The organism is Acinetobacter sp. MYb10 (assembly GCF_002980175.2).
In the GTDB taxonomy this organism is placed as follows: domain Bacteria; phylum Pseudomonadota; class Gammaproteobacteria; order Pseudomonadales; family Moraxellaceae; genus Acinetobacter; species Acinetobacter guillouiae.
Map to the genome: position 1 here is coordinate 1086487 of NZ_CP058272.1, position 16707 is coordinate 1103193.

12 protein-coding genes are annotated in these 16707 nt (G+C 38.2%); 5 read left to right on the forward strand and 7 right to left on the reverse strand.

What is annotated here, in order from left to right; translation table 11 throughout:
• Positions 1-231: 231 nt before the first annotated feature.
• The 3 genes from epmB to CQZ96_RS05255 are packed head-to-tail and all read left to right on the forward strand — an operon-like array spanning position 232 to position 5233.
• Entirely contained in the window at positions 232-1248 is a 1017-nt protein-coding gene (gene epmB, locus CQZ96_RS05245; protein ID WP_105712932.1) for an EF-P beta-lysylation protein EpmB, read from the forward strand.
• A 14-nt stretch (positions 1249-1262) separates the two neighbouring features.
• Positions 1263-3014 carry a GTPase gene (locus tag CQZ96_RS05250; protein ID WP_105713022.1) on the forward strand — a complete coding sequence of 584 codons (1752 nt, stop codon included), beginning with the start codon at positions 1263-1265 and terminating at the stop codon, positions 3012-3014.
• Positions 2996-5233, forward strand: a complete 2238-nt coding sequence (locus CQZ96_RS05255) for an EAL domain-containing protein (protein ID WP_105712933.1) — start codon at positions 2996-2998, stop codon at positions 5231-5233. Before CQZ96_RS05250 ends, CQZ96_RS05255 begins: the two co-directional genes overlap by 19 nt.
• Positions 5234-5379: 146 nt before the next feature.
• Here the strand turns inward: CQZ96_RS05255 and rpmE are convergent, their stop codons facing one another.
• The 4 genes from rpmE to CQZ96_RS05275 all read right to left on the reverse strand — a co-directional run bounded on the left by rpmE (position 5380) and on the right by CQZ96_RS05275 (position 9904).
• The gene (gene rpmE / locus CQZ96_RS05260) at positions 5380-5604 is read right to left on the reverse strand and encodes a 50S ribosomal protein L31 (RefSeq protein WP_004721254.1); all 225 of its coding nucleotides are present in this window, start codon (positions 5602-5604) and stop codon (positions 5380-5382) included.
• Positions 5605-5831: 227 nt separating this feature from the next.
• Positions 5832-6812, reverse strand: coding sequence for a bile acid:sodium symporter family protein (locus CQZ96_RS05265; protein WP_004721256.1), 981 nt, complete (start codon positions 6810-6812; stop codon positions 5832-5834).
• 205 nt (positions 6813-7017) lie between these two features.
• A complete protein-coding gene (gene gloA / locus CQZ96_RS05270) occupies positions 7018-7419 on the reverse strand; it encodes a lactoylglutathione lyase (protein WP_056512413.1) in 402 nt (133 codons plus the stop codon).
• Positions 7420-7708: 289 nt separating this feature from the next.
• Positions 7709-9904, reverse strand: coding sequence for an AmpG family muropeptide MFS transporter (locus CQZ96_RS05275; RefSeq protein ID WP_105712934.1), 2196 nt, complete (start codon positions 9902-9904; stop codon positions 7709-7711).
• 181 nt (positions 9905-10085) lie between these two features.
• On the opposite strand from CQZ96_RS05275, the gene CQZ96_RS05280 reads away from it, so the two are divergent.
• Positions 10086-12716, forward strand: coding sequence for a Lon protease family protein (locus CQZ96_RS05280; protein ID WP_105712935.1), 2631 nt, complete (start codon positions 10086-10088; stop codon positions 12714-12716).
• A gap of 227 nt (positions 12717-12943) precedes the next feature.
• Here the strand turns inward: CQZ96_RS05280 and grxD are convergent, their stop codons facing one another.
• Positions 12944-13285 carry a Grx4 family monothiol glutaredoxin gene (grxD, locus tag CQZ96_RS05285; RefSeq protein WP_004721264.1) on the reverse strand — a complete coding sequence of 114 codons (342 nt, stop codon included), beginning with the start codon at positions 13283-13285 and terminating at the stop codon, positions 12944-12946.
• Positions 13286-13450: 165 nt separating this feature from the next.
• Here grxD and CQZ96_RS05290 point away from each other — a divergent pair, with 165 nt between their 5' ends.
• On the forward strand, positions 13451-14662 hold the full coding sequence (locus CQZ96_RS05290) for an aspartate aminotransferase family protein (RefSeq protein WP_004721267.1): 1212 nt from the start codon (positions 13451-13453) through the stop codon (positions 14660-14662).
• Positions 14663-14799: 137 nt separating this feature from the next.
• On the opposite strand, the gene CQZ96_RS05295 is transcribed toward CQZ96_RS05290, so the two are convergent.
• Together CQZ96_RS05295 and CQZ96_RS05300 are read right to left on the reverse strand one after the other, a co-directional pair.
• A complete protein-coding gene (locus CQZ96_RS05295) occupies positions 14800-15732 on the reverse strand; it encodes a LysR family transcriptional regulator (protein ID WP_004721269.1) in 933 nt (310 codons plus the stop codon).
• 95 nt (positions 15733-15827) lie between these two features.
• Positions 15828-16664, reverse strand: a complete 837-nt coding sequence (locus CQZ96_RS05300; protein WP_004820715.1) for a peptidoglycan DD-metalloendopeptidase family protein — start codon at positions 16662-16664, stop codon at positions 15828-15830.
• Positions 16665-16707 lie beyond the last annotated feature (43 nt).

Consider the following 16707-nt stretch of genomic DNA (forward strand, 5'->3'; position numbering starts at 1 on the left):
TTTTCGTATTCTAAATGAGCAATACATCGTGAAGCAATGAAAAATTACCCATGTTCGGTCAGATTGAGGGTAAAATCTTCGATTCATTGGTGATTCACAGCTGTTCAATACAAATCAGCTGTACTGAAAGCATTTTTCCAGTGAAACATTTCAGATTGAACCTGACAGATTCAATCTGAACAAGCAATACCACCCGCTTTCCCCTATCTTCAACTATTTATTGCACGTGGCATGTTAAATTACTTATATCAAGAGCAAAATTGGCAATCTCAACTCAGTGATTTAATTACTGATCCATTAGAACTGTTAGAAATACTCGAACTTTCTAAAGCACAGTTATTGTCTGGTGCAATCCTTGCGTCTGGACAATTTAAACTACGTGTGCCCCGTGCATTTGTCAGAAAGATGGAAGTTGGCAATCCCCTAGATCCGCTTTTACTGCAAGTTTTACCACATCATCTGGAAATGGAAGAACACGAAGGCTTTGTCACAGATCCACTTGATGAAGAACAAGCCAATCAAATTGCTGGGGTCTTACATAAATATAAATCACGTTTTTTACTGACCCTCACTGGTGCATGTGCCGTGCATTGCCGTTATTGCTTCCGTCGTCATTTTCCATACCAAGAAAATTTACCTAAAAATGAAGATTGGTTGAACATTAAAGGCTATTTAGAAGCTCATCCTGAAATCAATGAAGTGATTTTAAGTGGTGGCGATCCATTAACTTTATCTAACCGAAAATTAGCCACTTGGATAGAACGTCTAGAATCTCTCAGTCAGATTAAGATCCTGAGAATTCATTCACGCGTTCCAATTGTAATTCCAGAAAGAATCGATGAAGAGCTGGTTTCTTTATTGAAAAACAGTAGGCTACGTGTAATTCTAGTGGTACACTCGAACCATCCTGCAGAATTAGATAATTTGACCTGTGCAAAGTTATCTCATTTAGCAAAACAAAATATTCTTGTGTTGAATCAAGCGGTTTTACTTAAAGGTGTGAATGATTCTGCACAAACTCTCGTTAATTTGAGTCAACGACTTTTTGAAGCACAAATTTTACCGTATTATCTTCATGTTTTAGATAAAGTAAAAGGTGCGCATCATTTCGATTTAGGGACGGAAAAAATTGATCAGATTTATAAGGATGTATTGGCCAGTTTACCGGGTTATCTAGTTCCTAAATTGGTTCGAGAAGTTGCGGGAGAAAATAATAAAACACCGCTGTTTGGAGTCACAACCTTTTAAGAGTTGAAATGCTCATGATAAATAAAGAAATTTCAGAAATTTTTCAAAATATCACGGTTCTACAACGAGAAAGTCTAAGTTTTGCAGAAAATTCGGTGGCATCTGTCAATGCATGGGTGGCCACACTATCTATTATGCAACTTGGCGATACCTCAGAGTCGGTCTTAAAAGCCATTTGTGAAATCAGCGAACTCGATTGTAGCGAAATGCTGCGCTTTGATTTAATTCAAGTTTTACACCCAATTACCGAAAGCATTTTATCAAGCCTTGAAAAAAACATCTTAAATCAAGGTCTTTCTCAAAATGCGCGTATTGAACATATTATTGATTTATCCTCTAGAATTCGTACCTATTTTGCCAACGTCTATATCAATATTGTGCGAAGAAGTCATCAGACACTGGTTTCAAATAAATTCTCATTTTTTAATTTCAAACAAAAACGAAATTTACAAACAGCCCGTACACTTGCAACCTTTTATGCTTTAGAACAACTTGGTTTATTGTTGGTTCAACAGCAAATGCTCTACAGTGGTCCATTGACCCATCAATGGCTCACTACACATCATCTTTATGAGCTTGCGGTTAAAAACCAAGAATTTAATATCAATATCAACCAATTACAAGGCACACACTTTACCATTCAAAATATCCAGCAAGCCTATGCGCAAGTGCTGCTTTTGGATATTTTTAATACGCACCAGATTCGCCCTTCAGAAACACAAGCACTTTATCAATGTACTTTTGATTGGGTCAAACTGATCCAAATTTTACCAAGAGAAACCAGCTTATCGCGTTATGTGATTGATGGCTCTAAAGACGTTCCACCAATTTATAATCGCAAACAACATGCGAATTTCCGTACTTCTTTGTATATTTCTACACAGAATCTGCTCGAACATATTAATTCAACGATTCATAAAGACGAATATCTGTCTAAAAATGAACAAATCTATTTATCTGCTGCCTTAAAATTTCATGTGCAAAATGTCTTGGGTACAACAACTGAACGTCAACATGAGCGTTATGAATACTCTGCACAACTTCAAATTTGTTTTAGCTTACAAACCGCACACTTCTATTTATCCAAAGCTAAAAATTTCTATGAAACACTTAATTTAAATAATAATTATGCATTTCAGTCTGAGTCCAATATTCATTCATCGATTTCAACAGGTTCAAGCACTACATCGAACTTAGGACAAATCAAAACTTTAGACCGTGAAGCAAAACAGATCTATCAAACCCAAGTACTGGATATTAGTGTAAACGGTTATCGTATTCGCTGGTCAGATGAAACCCCACGAAATTTACGCACGGGTGAATTTATCTTGGTCAACGAAAGTCTCAATGACAAATGGAAAGGTGCGATCATTCGTTGGATCAAACAATCGGTTAAAAAAACCTATGAAGTGGGTTTAGAGGTTTTAGCTCAAGACATCTACCCATGTGCGGTAAAAGTTCCAGCTGATCGTTCGACGATTAACTACCACCCTTGCCTTATGGTTCAAGTGCAAAATTTAAATGAATCCAACGTTTCTATTATTTTGCCAAATTTACCGTTCTTCAAAGAACAGCAAGCAATTTATCTACGTTTAGACACTGAAGAAATTAAGGTGTATTTAACAAAAACATTGTTAATTACCCAGAGCTTTATTCAGTACGAATTTGAATTGATCAATGATGAAGAAAATGACCGCATTGATCAATTCATTCAACACCAATCTGCCAATTTGAATAATCAAGATGTATGGGAAGCTTTAAAGTGAGAAATTTATTATTATCGAAAAAATTAAAACTCTCTGAAACTAGATTACTCATTATTGATGATAACCAGATTCGTTATAATCAAATTATTGATCTTTTTCAAAGTAAGAATCATCAAGTACAAGCGCTTTTATTGGATGATTTAAAAAGTTTTGAAAAACAACTCAATACCTCATGGGACTTGATTATTTTTGGTCGTGCTTATGACATCAAGATTGAGCAAGCTATTACCTTGATTCAAGCCTCTGCTGATATTGATCTGCCTGTTTTGTTCTTAGAACCTGAAGATTATCAAACCAACCAATATCAATCCTATATTCAAAAAGGCATCTATGATGTCGTTAATTTAGAATATACTGATCGTTTTTACATTAGCTTAATCCGTGCGTTGTCATATAGCCGTACCTTACAAGCGAAAAAGCACCTTTTAAACGATCTTGAAAGTGCAAAGAATCAAGCCCAAGCCTTGGTTGAAGAACAACATAAAGCGATTGCCTTAATTCAGGAAGGTATCCATACCCAAGCCAATGCTGAATATTTAAAATTGTTTGGTCTAAAAGATGAAGCAGAAATTATCGGATTGCCGATATTAGATATTTTAAAACCGAAGAATATCAATGATTTTAAACAACGTTTTAAAAAGATTTCTCAAGGTAATTTTGATTTAGCACGTTTTGAAATTGATACACTGAATAGCAATGCTAAATCAGAAAATCCATTAAAAATTGAATTTCTGCCTTCAGATGAAGAAGACTGTATCCAAATCACCATTGAAATCAATTCTGCAAGTCAAAAACCGCAAACACAACCCTCCGAATCGAATAAGAAAAACATCAGTGCTGTCGCAAGTAGTTTGCAAAAAATTCAGTACGCTTTAATTAACCAACCTGCCAAATCGAATGCATTGGTACTGTTTAGCTTTGCCGCTTGTCCTGAGAATATTTTAACTTCTCCTTGGAAAACAGCCGTTCAATACTTAGATGGCTTTAAAAACTTTATTCAAGAACAAACCAATACCACGGTATATCAAATTGATATGTTGTTGTATGCAGTGATTTTACAAGCTGAGTCTGATACCATTTTAGAATCTCGTATTCATGGGCTGCATGCTTTAGAAAAACCACAATTATTGGAAATTGATGGTCATACTTACCCACTGAATATCAAGATTGGCTATTCAAACATACAGCAAAACAGCTTTACAGAAGCAAGTTTTAACGACGTTTTAGAACAAGCTTATAATCATCGTCTGGCAAAAAAAGACTCTGTATCCGACCAACAATTAACGGCAACTTTACAGGACACTAAAATTGAATTGTCATTGCTTGAACCAAAATTAGATCAAGCAGAACCGCTGCAAGTACAAAGTAACTCAATTGAATTTGCCCCAAAACCTCAAGTTGAAAATACAGCTGTAGAGAAACAAGTTCAAATTCAAGAAACACCAGCGCCACATATCTTTAAAACCTCCGCGATTCTTGGTCAAATTGCTCAATCTCTTGAAAAAGGTGAGATTCAGCTAAAATACCAGCAGCTTTATGACAAACAAGATAGCAATTTAAATACCTATGAAGTCAGTAGCGGTTTTATTTTTGAAAATCAGTGGAAAAAAGTAAGTAATTTAATTGATTTAGATGATGATATTGAGCTTTCAATTAAATTAGATCGCTGGATTTTAGTCGAAGCATGTAAGCAATTACATAACTTTATCACTCAATATCCAGAAGCAAAATTAATCGTCAATTTAAATCGTCATGTGCTGTTCCATGACAAACAGTTCCCTGAGCTTATTTCTAAACTATTGACCATTGTTGGAAGCCGCCAATCTCATCCACTGATTTTACAATTTGATGAAGAAGATATTGCAAAAAATATCTTAGAAACTCAAAAGCAAATTGGCGTTTTACGTGATCATGGTGCCGAAATTTCAATTCGACGTTTTGGTTCGAGCATTTCAAGTGAAGCAATCTTAAAACAATTGGATGTGAGCTTAGTAACGCTGGATGAGAAGTTTACAAAGCAGCTCAATAGTGATGCGACTATGACGCAATTCCAGCACACCCTTGAAAAATATCATGCAATCAAGCCAATTGAATTGCTACTGAAAAATCTAAATGATATGAACTCTTTTGCAAATGCTTGGAATGTAGATGTCAGATTCTTGCAAGGTGAATATTTCCAAAAGAAATTGGATCACTTGACTGATGTTCAAGATCAATAGAGTCTAATACTAAAAAAGGTTGAGTGTTTTAAATGCTCAACCTTTTTTTAAATCTATCACTTTGTCTGATCCTGAAATAGATCAACACGAGATAAAAATCAGCAACAAAAAAACGGGCTAAAGCCCGTTTTTTATGTTTTGTCGTATTAACGCTTAACAGAACGTGACATACCAGCAAAACGTTGTTTGAATTTATCGATACGGCCGCCAGTATCAACATTCTTCTGTTTACCAGTATAGAATGGGTGGCAAGCTGAACATACGTCTAGATAAAGTGTTTCTTTACCTAAAGCTGAACGAGTTTCGATAACGTTACCACATGAACAAGTAGCAACTAATTTTTCGTATTTTGGGTGAATATCGGCACGCATGGTCGATTCTCCTAAGTTAAGAAAGGTTTAGCTGTCATCGCAATTAACCACTCTCAAAGTCTAATAAAACTTTGAGGAAAGCAGATTTAAATTAAAAACCAGCAGGTTAACACCACAACAGACCATTTCTTTTGGCCCACCGAGACTATAAGCGTCAGAGCTAAGCACAACAAGTGGGCAAGATTATACTCGAAATATTTATAAATTGCGAGCCAATCGATACTAATTTATTCGTCAGGATGCTTTTGCTTAGACCAGTAGTTTGCAATCACCCCACAAACCATTAACTGGATTTGATGGAAAATCATAATCGGTAACACAATCATACCTAAAGGTTGCCCAATAAATAAAATCTGCGCCATAGGCACACCACTGGCAAGGGTTTTCTTCGATCCACAGAAGAAGATTGAAATCTGATCTGCTTTGCTAAATCCAAGCCATTTTGGAACATACAACGCCAACAGCATAATCACCGTGAGTAGAATCGAACATGCCAAGGTGAGATAAATCAATGTAGATAAGCTGACCTGATGCCATAAACCTGCCACCACTGCCCCACTAAATGCACCATAAACCACCATCAAAATCGAGCCTTGATCAAAAACTTTGACGATCTTTGGCATTTTCTGCATCAATGGAAATACATAGGGGCGTAATAGTTGCCCTAAAACAAATGGAACCAATAACAACAAGGTGATTTCGATAATAGAAGAAGTCGGATCGTAATTATGCTTAGATTGACCGAAAATAAATATGCTCACCAAAATCGGAGTAATAAACATACCGATCAGGTTTGAAAATGAGGCACTGCAAACAGCCGCTGCCACGTTCCCTTTTGCAACAGAGGTAAATGCAATTGATGATTGTACTGTCGACGGCAAAAAGCACATAAACAGAAAACCCCAATACAACTGTTGACCCAGCAAAGGTTCAAGCACAGGTTTTGCCATTAGTCCCAATAAAGGAAAAACTAAAAAGGTAAAAGCAAAAACCAATCCATGCAATTTCCAATGCAAAATCCCCTCAATCACGGCTTCACGTGATAATTTTGCGCCATGTAGGAAAAATAAAATTGCAATCGCAATTGTGGTGATTTTTCCAAAGATAAGCGCTGCCTGACCTGAAATCGGTAAAATAGAAGCTAAAACCACCATCGCGATTAAAAGTATCGTAAAGCGATCCAATGCTAATAATTTCAACATTTTCATAAGCAACGTCCTGTATTTTAAACATGAAAAAGCCCAGTAGTTAAATTTTACTATCGGGTAAAATTCAATCTTACTGAGCGAAATAAATAAAGCTACTCATTTGGCTAAATGTTCACTATTTATTTACGACACATATCAAGTTAATTTAAGGTCTATTGATATGTCTTTTCCAAATAAACAATAGCCCCGCATCATTTTTAAATGATCAATTATTTCGTGCATCTTGATCTTGTTGGATCAATTCAATTTTATAGCCATCTGGATCTTCAACAAAAGCAATGACTGTGACACCACCTTTCATAGGTCCAGCTTCACGTACCACATTACCACCACGTGCTTTGATCTCTTCACAGGCTTTATAGGCATCATCGACACCAATGGCAATATGTCCATAAGCATTACCTAATTCATAACTTGCAGTATCCCAATTATGGGTAAGCTCTAATACAGTATGATGCTCTTCATCACCATAACCCACAAATGCTAAAGTAAACCGCCCTTCTTCATAATCACGTTTACGAAGTAATGTCATACCGAGAACTTCAGTATAGAACGCTAAAGATTGTTCTAAATTGCCTACTCGTAACATGGTATGCAACATGCGCATGATTTATTTTCCTGTTTGATCAGATATCATCTGCCAATATAGGCAATACAGTTCAATATTTCAATTTATCTATATTTCAGCTGATCAATGATGTCGTCTTCTGGATTATTTTTAAGCAATAACCGCTTATTTTAGATGAACACTACAGCTTTATCTTTCGAATAAGCTGTTTGAATGTGTTAGCAATCCAACGATTCAAATTCTCATCCTGTTAAAAAAGCCTACTTTATCTATAAGATAAAATAGGCTCTTGCGATCATCATAAATCTATCTTGAGTAATTCAGTCGCTTACTCGATAGATTGATTCACCTTTTGCGCTTGATGTTCTCGCAATAATTTTCCAACCCATAGCACAAGCAATAGAATCGGAATACCAATTAAGGTGGTCATTAAAAAGAATTTAGGATAACCAATGTGGGTGACAATTGTTCCAGAATACCCGCCTAAAATCTTAGGTGTAAGCGTCATCAATGAACTAAAGATCGCATATTGAACTGCTGTAAATGACACACTGGTCAAACTAGACAAGAACGCAATAAATGCTGCACCAGCTAAACCAGAAGCTAAATTATCGACAACAATGGCAAAATACAGCCAACCAGAACTATATTTCTCAATCACTTTACCCTTAATCTCAACGGCTGCAGATGAATCCGCTTTGATTACTGGAATTGCTTGAACATCTACATCGATATCACTTTTTATCGTTGTTAATTGATAGCTTTGTTGAGTATTTAATGCTGCTTGTGCGTGTTGATAATTGACCACGGCGATCACATTTTTTGAGCCAGAAGCATATAAGGCTTTACCGTCAATCGCACCACTAAACAAACCATCTTTATCTAATTTTGCAGGATATGATTTGCCATCGAGTTTAAGGGTAATCGGCTGATCTGGATTAAGCTCAGATACAGGTATTCCTGCAATCTGCCCCTTAACCACAATACTTTGCTTTGCTTCTGTTTCAGACAATTGATTGTCACTGGTAATAGGCAACAATTGAATTTGAGGCTTGGCATTTTCTTTTAAATAGGGCACCGTATATTCATTCGCGACAGCCTGATCAACCAATGCTGCTTTGATATGAATGGTATTTTCCTCTACCAATTCCTGACCAGGCACAGAAACTTTCCAATAGCCTACTTCATCAGGTTGAGCTTGAAATTTCTTATCGCCAATCTGTACAGATACAGCTTGCATTGGTGCACCCGATTTTACCAACCCAATAAAGATCAAATTGGTTGAACTTGCTAAAACAGCACCAACAAACATCAATTTCATAATGTTCATACGTTGCGCAAGTAAGCCACCTAAAAAACCACCCAATAGGCTAAAAATAACCCCGTAAATTTTAACGGCTTCTGCAATTTGCTCTTTGGTAAAGTTTAAATCTTGATAGAAAACATTCGAAATAACACCCGCAATAATGTCTGAAATTCGATAAAAACCGATCAATAACAGTAAAACCAATGCTAGCTTTACCCCATAACGCTTAAAAAAATCAGCAATCGGGTTAACCCAAGTCTCATAGGCCATCTTTTTATTGACCACACCAAAACGAATCAACGATGTTGCAACAAGAATTGCACCGAGACCTGAACCTAAAAAGCGTACTGCTTCCATTAAAAACTTCAGCAAGTTGTCTTCGACTTGCCAAGTCGCTTGCAGATATTGAACCATGTCATCGGAGTAAATATATAAACAAACAAAACTCGCCACAGCCAAGATAAAGACCAAAACTAAACGATAGTAATCAATATTTTTATAGTGTTTATCAACTCGATTAACCAAGGGTTCTCGGATTACTAAAGTGGTGATAATGCCCACTAGCATCACCAGCGCCATCGTTAAATAAGTATATTTCCACGCTTCATAAATATAGTTCCCTTTTGCAGTCCCCAAAGAAGCAGCAAGAAATAAAGCGCCCGCACCTGCGAGAATCATCCCTAAACGATAGCCTGCGTTATAGGTCGATGCCAACACCGTTTGCATTTCGGTTTCAGCCAGCTCGATTCGATAGGCATCAATCACAATATCTTGTGTTGCTGCGGAAAACCCCAGTAATACTGCCCCCACAGCCATTTGGTAAATATAACTTTGGCCCAAAGCTGGATCAGAAAACGCCATAATACAGATCGCACAGATAATCAGTACTTGTGCAATCAACAACCAAGCACGGCGCCGACCCAGTTTTTTGGTGAGTATCGGGACGGGTAATTCATCAATCAGCGGTGCCCATACAAATTTAAAAGAATAGCCCAGCGCGGCCCAACTAAAAAAAGTCACTGCACTTTTTTCAATTCCAGCCTCACCTAACCATAAAGATAAACTTGAGAAAATGAGCAGAATTGGAATACCTGCTGAAAACCCAAGAAAGAGCATAATTGCAGCACGCCGATCGATAAAAGCGGCAAAAGCAGATTTCCACCCATTTTTTGCTGTGGAATTCTGCTCAGCTGATTGCTGAGATAGTTGCGTTGTCATTGCGTTGTTATTTTCTGAAAAATGAAATAGTGCTATTCAACCGCTTAATGCTTAGAGTTTCAATCACTTTTATGCAACTGATGAGCGCTTTTACAGATATTTCCGCTTTTGGCGCTTGATCTTTACCCCCAATCCTGTATACCTTTAACTTTTCAACCCATATAAGTTTTGGATTTCACCTGTGACCCAAAGACACGATCAATTAAGCTCTACCACTGTTTCAATTACGACGACTGCAACCCCAATACAAAAAACTGAAACGATTTTTCCATCTGCTTTTGATCAAACGGAAATTCAAAACACGTTGACACAAACCGCACTAAAATCAGAACAACTGACGCATATCCCCAATCTAAGCAAGATTCCTACGTCAACCAAGCGAATCAAGCCCTTAAATAATTTCTTAGGGCAAGATCGCGCTAGAGCCTCTGTAGAAGCAGGGATTGCTTTACCTTATTCAGGCTACAACATTTTTGCTGTGGGTACGGCAGGTCTTGGCAAAAGAACCATGATCAAGCGCTTGCTGCAACAACATGCCAAAACCATGCAAACGCCTGATGATTGGGTCTATGTTTATAATTTTAAAAATGCACGACAACCGATTGCACTGCGTTTTCAAGCAGGCCAAGGCAGTAAGTTTCAAGCTTTAATCCATCAAGCATGGCAAACCATTCTCAAGCAACTTGAACGTCGCTTTAGTGCCGAAACGTATCACAATCGTATTGAACGCATTCGTCAAATTACGGGGAATGAGCAACAACTCGCTTTAGTTGAACTGACCAAAGAAGGCGAAGACCTCGACCTAAAACTGATTAATCGTAACGATGAACATATTTTTGTGCCGATCCATGTCAAAGATGACAAAGTATTGGAAATGTCACAGGAAGATATTAATGCGCTTGACAGTAAACAGCGCGCAGAAATTAATTCCAATATGCGTTATATGGATAAAAAGCTTGAGCGCCTTGGTCTACAACTCGGCGATTTGGAAGATGATGCACGTGATCAAGTTTCTGAACTGAATCGTGATATTGCCAAACAAGTGGTGATTCCTCGTATTGATTTAATTTTAAGTAAATTTAAAACCGTTCATGGACTCGATCAATACTTAAAACATTTTGCAGCAGATATCATTGAAAATGTTGAAACGATTTTAGACCAAGAAGGTGAAGAGTTCTCTCCTGCTTTATTTAATCGGGTTCCTTCACGTTACCAAGCCAATGTTGTGGTCAGCAATAAACCGAATTCCGGTGCACCAGTTATTTTTGAAGACTTCCCAACACATTACAATTTACTGGGACATGTTGAACAGCTGACGCAAAATGGCACCATCACCACGGACTTTACTCTGATTCGCCCAGGCTCATTGCACCAAGCCAATGGTGGTTTTTTAATTTTAGAAGCAGAACAGCTGTTAGAACAGCCTTATGCATGGCAAGGGCTAAAACGTGCATTAAAATCAGGACAATTAAAGCTATCCTCTCTTGAGCACATGCTGACTTTAACGGGCAGTATTTCAATTGAGCCAGCATCTGTGCCACTCAACTTAAAAGTGGTTTTATTGGCAGAACCTGAAATTTATTATGAAATTTTAGAACTAGAGCCAGAATTAGGCAGTGTTTTTAAAATTCGTGCTGATTTTACCGATACCCTGCAACGTAATGATGATAATGAACAAGCTTATATGCAACTGATTGCAGACTATGTTCAACAAGACAAATTACTGCCTTTTGATCGCTCAGCATTGGCGGCATTACTAACAGATTCAAGTCGCCAAGCTGAAGACCAGAGTTCATTGTCTCTACATGCTTTGACCCTAGGTGACTTGATCCGTGAATCTCATCATCACGCTGCACAGTCAGATGAAAAGTTAGTCACCTCTCATCATATCAACACTGCCCTTAAACATCGTCAATATCGCTTAGGCTATTTAAGAGAACTCTATTGGCAAGACTTGTCACGTGGTACCCAACTGATTGAGACACGCGGCCATCGCTTGGGTCAGATCAATGCTTTATCCGTGATCCACTATGCTGATGTTGAGTTTGGTCTACCTTCACGCTTAACCGCTTCTGTATACCAAGGTGGCGGTGACATTCTAGATATCGAGCGCAGTGTAGAACTTGGTGGTTCATTACATGCCAAAGGTGTCTTGCTGATGTCGAGCTTCTTAAAGGCTCATTTTGGTCGTGAACAGATTTTGCATTTCTCTGCTGCCCTCGCCTTTGAACAAAGTTATGGTCAAGTGGATGGTGACAGTGCCACGGTTGCAGAACTATCTGCATTGATTTCCGCAATCTGCCAATTGCCTATTGATCAATCGTGGGCGATCACAGGTTCGATGAACCAATTGGGTCAAGTTCAGCCTATTGGTGGGGTCAATGCAAAAATTGAAGGATTCTTCGATGCATGCAAACTCCAAGGATTAACAGGCAAACAAGGGGTGATTATTCCACGTCAGAATATGCAGCATTTAATGCTTCGCCATGATGTGATTGAGGCTGTCAATGAGGGGCAATTCCATATACATGCAATTGACACCATTGATCAAGCTTTAGAAATCCTAATGGCACGTCCTGTTGGAACATTAGACAAGAAAGGTCGTTATACCAAAGGTTCAATCTATGCAGCAGTGATGGCACAGCTTGAATATTGGCAAGCCTTGGAAGATGGCGTTGAAATAGAGCAAAAGCCAAAGAAAAAGAACAAAGGAAAAAAACAGAAAAAGGCAGAAGCTGAATCAGCAAGCATCATTACTGACGAAAACCAAACTGAAGTTGCGGCAAAACAAAATAAGCACAAGTCAGCTTAAGTTGCTTCTTGGCTAAACTTCAGATAGACAAAGCTTTGAATATTCAAAGCTTTGTCTAATTTATTCTGATAATTTGTTAAATATTCAAAACAAACAAAGATTGAAACAGTGCATCAGTCACGACATAATCTCGTCTAGGCAACTGATCAGTTCAGCCAAGTGAAAACAACATAAAGCTTAGCCAATAAAAAAGCACCTTCTGGTGCTTTTTCTACATCATCTACTTATTAAGCATCTGCTGCTGGGCTATATTGCTCAATCAATGGTTTTAATTCACCATTTTGGAACATTTCTAGCATAATGTCGCTACCGCCAATCAATTCGCCATTAATCCACAATTGCGGGAATGTAGGCCAATTTGCAATTTGTGGCAAAGTTGCACGAATATCTGGATTTTCCAAGATATTTACATAAGCAAATGGACGACCAATTTGGCTAAGTGCTTCAACTGCACGTGCAGAAAAACCACATTGTGGGAATTGCGGAGTACCTTTCATATAAAGAAGTACTGCATGTTTAGCTATTTGATCGCGAATTAACGCTTCTGTATCACGCGCTTGTTCAGTCATTGATTAAATCCTCAACTCATCTGCCTGCATTATACCTAAATCCACAATAAAGAATATGTCTAGACGATTATTTCCAATTTTATTTATATTAAAGCTTTAAATCTTGCGCATATTTTGGTTAGATAATCCTTTACCCTTTCCACTCCTAACAGATAAGAGTTAGTTATGAATAACATCACCCTCGCTCCGGTACAAACTGATCAACCTTCACATTTGATGCCTGTATTCAGCCGTCAACCGATCAGCTTTGTACGAGGACGAGGTTCTTATCTTTATACTGAAAATGGTACAGAGTATTTAGATGCATTGACAGGTATTGCCGTGTGTGGCTTAGGACATGCTCATCCTGTGCTGGCAGAGGCTATTGCAGAACAAGCGGCTACATTAATCCATACCAGCAATATTTACGAAGTCGCTTGGCAAACTGCAGCAGCGCAAAAGCTGGCTGAAGTTTCGGGTATGGAAGAAATCTTTTTCTCAAACAGTGGTGCAGAATCAAATGAAGGTGCAATTAAAATTGCACGTAAATTTGGTCACTTACAGGGTGTTTCTAATCCCAAAATCATTGTTGCGGATCAATCATTCCATGGTCGTACCCTTGCAACGCTTTCAGCTACGGGCAATAAAAAGGTTCAAGAAGGTTTTGCACCATTAGTTGAAGGCTTTATTCGTGTGCCTTTTGGCGATGTAGAAGCCATTGAAGAAGCCGCTATTCAGCATCCTGACATTGTGGCAATTCTGGTCGAACCGATCCAAGGTGAAGGCGGTGTCAATACCGCACCTCAAGGCTTTAGCTACCTTGAAGATATTCGTCGTATTTGTAATCAACATAATTGGTTGATGATGCTAGATGAAGTCCAAACAGGTAATGGTCGTACCGGTAAATACTTTGCTTATCAACATACCAATATTATTCCAGATGTTTTAACCACAGCAAAAGGCCTAGGAAATGGTTTCCCAATTGGTGCTGTGATGACACAAGGTCGTGGTGTTGGGGTACTTGCTGCGGGAAATCACGGCTCTACTTATAGTGGTACGCATTTAGGCTCACGCGTTGTCTACACAGTTATTGACTTGATTCAAAAAGAAAACATCGTTGCAAATGCTGCTGAAATTGGAGCATATCTGGTCGATCAGTTCCGTGCTCAACTTGTAGAGCAAAATGTGATTGTGCGTGGTTTCGGCATGATGATTGGTATCGAATTACCTAAAGACTGTGCCGAATTAGTAAACATTGCACGTGATAAGCATCATTTAATTATTAACGTTACTTCAGGCAATGTGGTGCGTTTACTGCCGGCTTTGAATATGAATCATCAACAAGCAGATGATTTATTAAAACGCTTAGTGCCTGCAATTAAAGAGTTCCTTGCCTAAGTGTGTATAAACGCTTTAAGAGATTAACCTGTTAATCTCTTTTGGTTTCATCATCATTGCGTATAAAATTGCAGATATAGAAAAGCCGCTTTAAAGCGGCTTTTTTATTAGAACTTATTAGAATTAGAACTTTGACTCTATGAAGCTTCTTGGAAAATTCTACCACCAGGTAACTGGCTAAAATATTGTTTCAAAGCATCCAAACAACGATGAATTTTCATCGGCTGCTGTTCACGCTTTAAGGTCACAGCACTTAAAGTGAAAGTTGGTAATTTCCACTCTGGAAGCACTTCAACCAATGTTCCGTTCATTAATTCTTTTTGCACATCTAAATAAAGGATCCGCGCAATACCATGCCCATGTTGGCACAATGATTTTGCAACAAATACGTTATTTGTCTGAAGACGATGCTTCATTTCTAAATTAACAACTTCACCAGTTGCGCCATGCTGAAATGAAAAATGTTGAGAATTTTTCATGATATTTATCGGAATCAAATCATGATTCTGTAAATCTTCAGGACGTGAAATAGGTGCTGTTTGATTTAAATAACTTGGCGATGCAACTAAGATCTGATCGACTCGTGCAAGTGGCATACAACTCAAGTTATTCGCATCTTCGATTTTTGAAGACATGCGAATAGCAATATCTATACGCTCTTGAATCAAGTCAATATATTGGTTATCTGCTTCAAAATGAACCATCAAACCTCTATGTGCAGACATCCAATGCGATAAAGCAGGAACAACATGTGTTGCTCCTATTTCTGGGGTTGTCGCAATACGCAAATCCCCAACTAAATCATCGCGCAACTCATTAATGCGGATTTTTCCACGCTCTGCGGCAGCGAGCATTTCTTGACAACTGTGGAAAAAAGCTTGACCAGCCTCAGTTAAACTCAGCTTTCGCGTAGAACGATGTAGAAGCGTAACTTCCATTTCATGTTCTAGAGATCTAATTTGCTGACTAACCGCACTAGTCGTAATGCCAAGGTCACGCGCGGCACCACTAAAAGAGCTTTTTTCAACAACACAAGCAAATACACCCATTGCCCGAAGTTGATCTAACATAAATTTCCCTCTGAAATTATGAGCTGTTTCACACTTTTTTGTTCAAAACAACTCATTGTATTATACGAAGAAAATTACACTTTGCATTAAAATATTTAATTTATTGGTAAAATATTTGCTGGGTTTATCGGTTTGCCATCTAAACGTACCTGAAACTCCAACATGGTACTGCTAGCACCTGAAGATCCCATCTCTGCAATCTTCTGTCCTGCTGTCACAGTTTGACCACTTTTCACCAACATTTTGCTGTTATGAGCATATGCAGTAATGTAACCATCAATATGTTTTACTAAGACAAGATTACCATATTCTTTTAATCCATCTGCAGCATAAACCACCTGTCCATCTGCTGCGGCAAAAATTGGATCACCTTGATTCCCTCCAAAACGTATTCCTTTAATATTATTCGCAATATTATAATTTGCAATAACAGATCCATTTGATGGTTTTACCCATCTCAATTGAGTTGATTGTACTGTCGTCGTCGTTTGTACAGGCGGTGGCGTTACTGGCTGAGCCGTCGTTGTGCCAGTTGGCGACGTCGGCTGCTGCGTTGGTAACTTAATCGTTTGGCGTTGAATTTGTGGTTCATTGCTCGTCAACGGTTTCGTTGTAGATCGGGTGACATTACCCCCACCTTTTTTCAAACGTAATGACTGCCCTACATAAATTCGATAAGGCGCAGCAATATCATTCATTTCAGCAACACTGAGATAACTCAAACCATAACGCATAGAGATTGCACTTAGGGTATCACCAGAACGAACTGTGTAATAGTCAGGTGCAACAGCATAACGTGTAGGGTTATTAATTTGAGGCTTCGATGCACACCCAGTCACCACTATGGTAGAGGTGATTGCTATTGTGGACAAAATGATTTTCATCCATCGCTTAGGCATTTGAATTGGAAGTGTTGATCGAGCCAAAAGCATTGATTTCCCTCTCTACAATCTTAAAATTTAAAAATATTTGCTT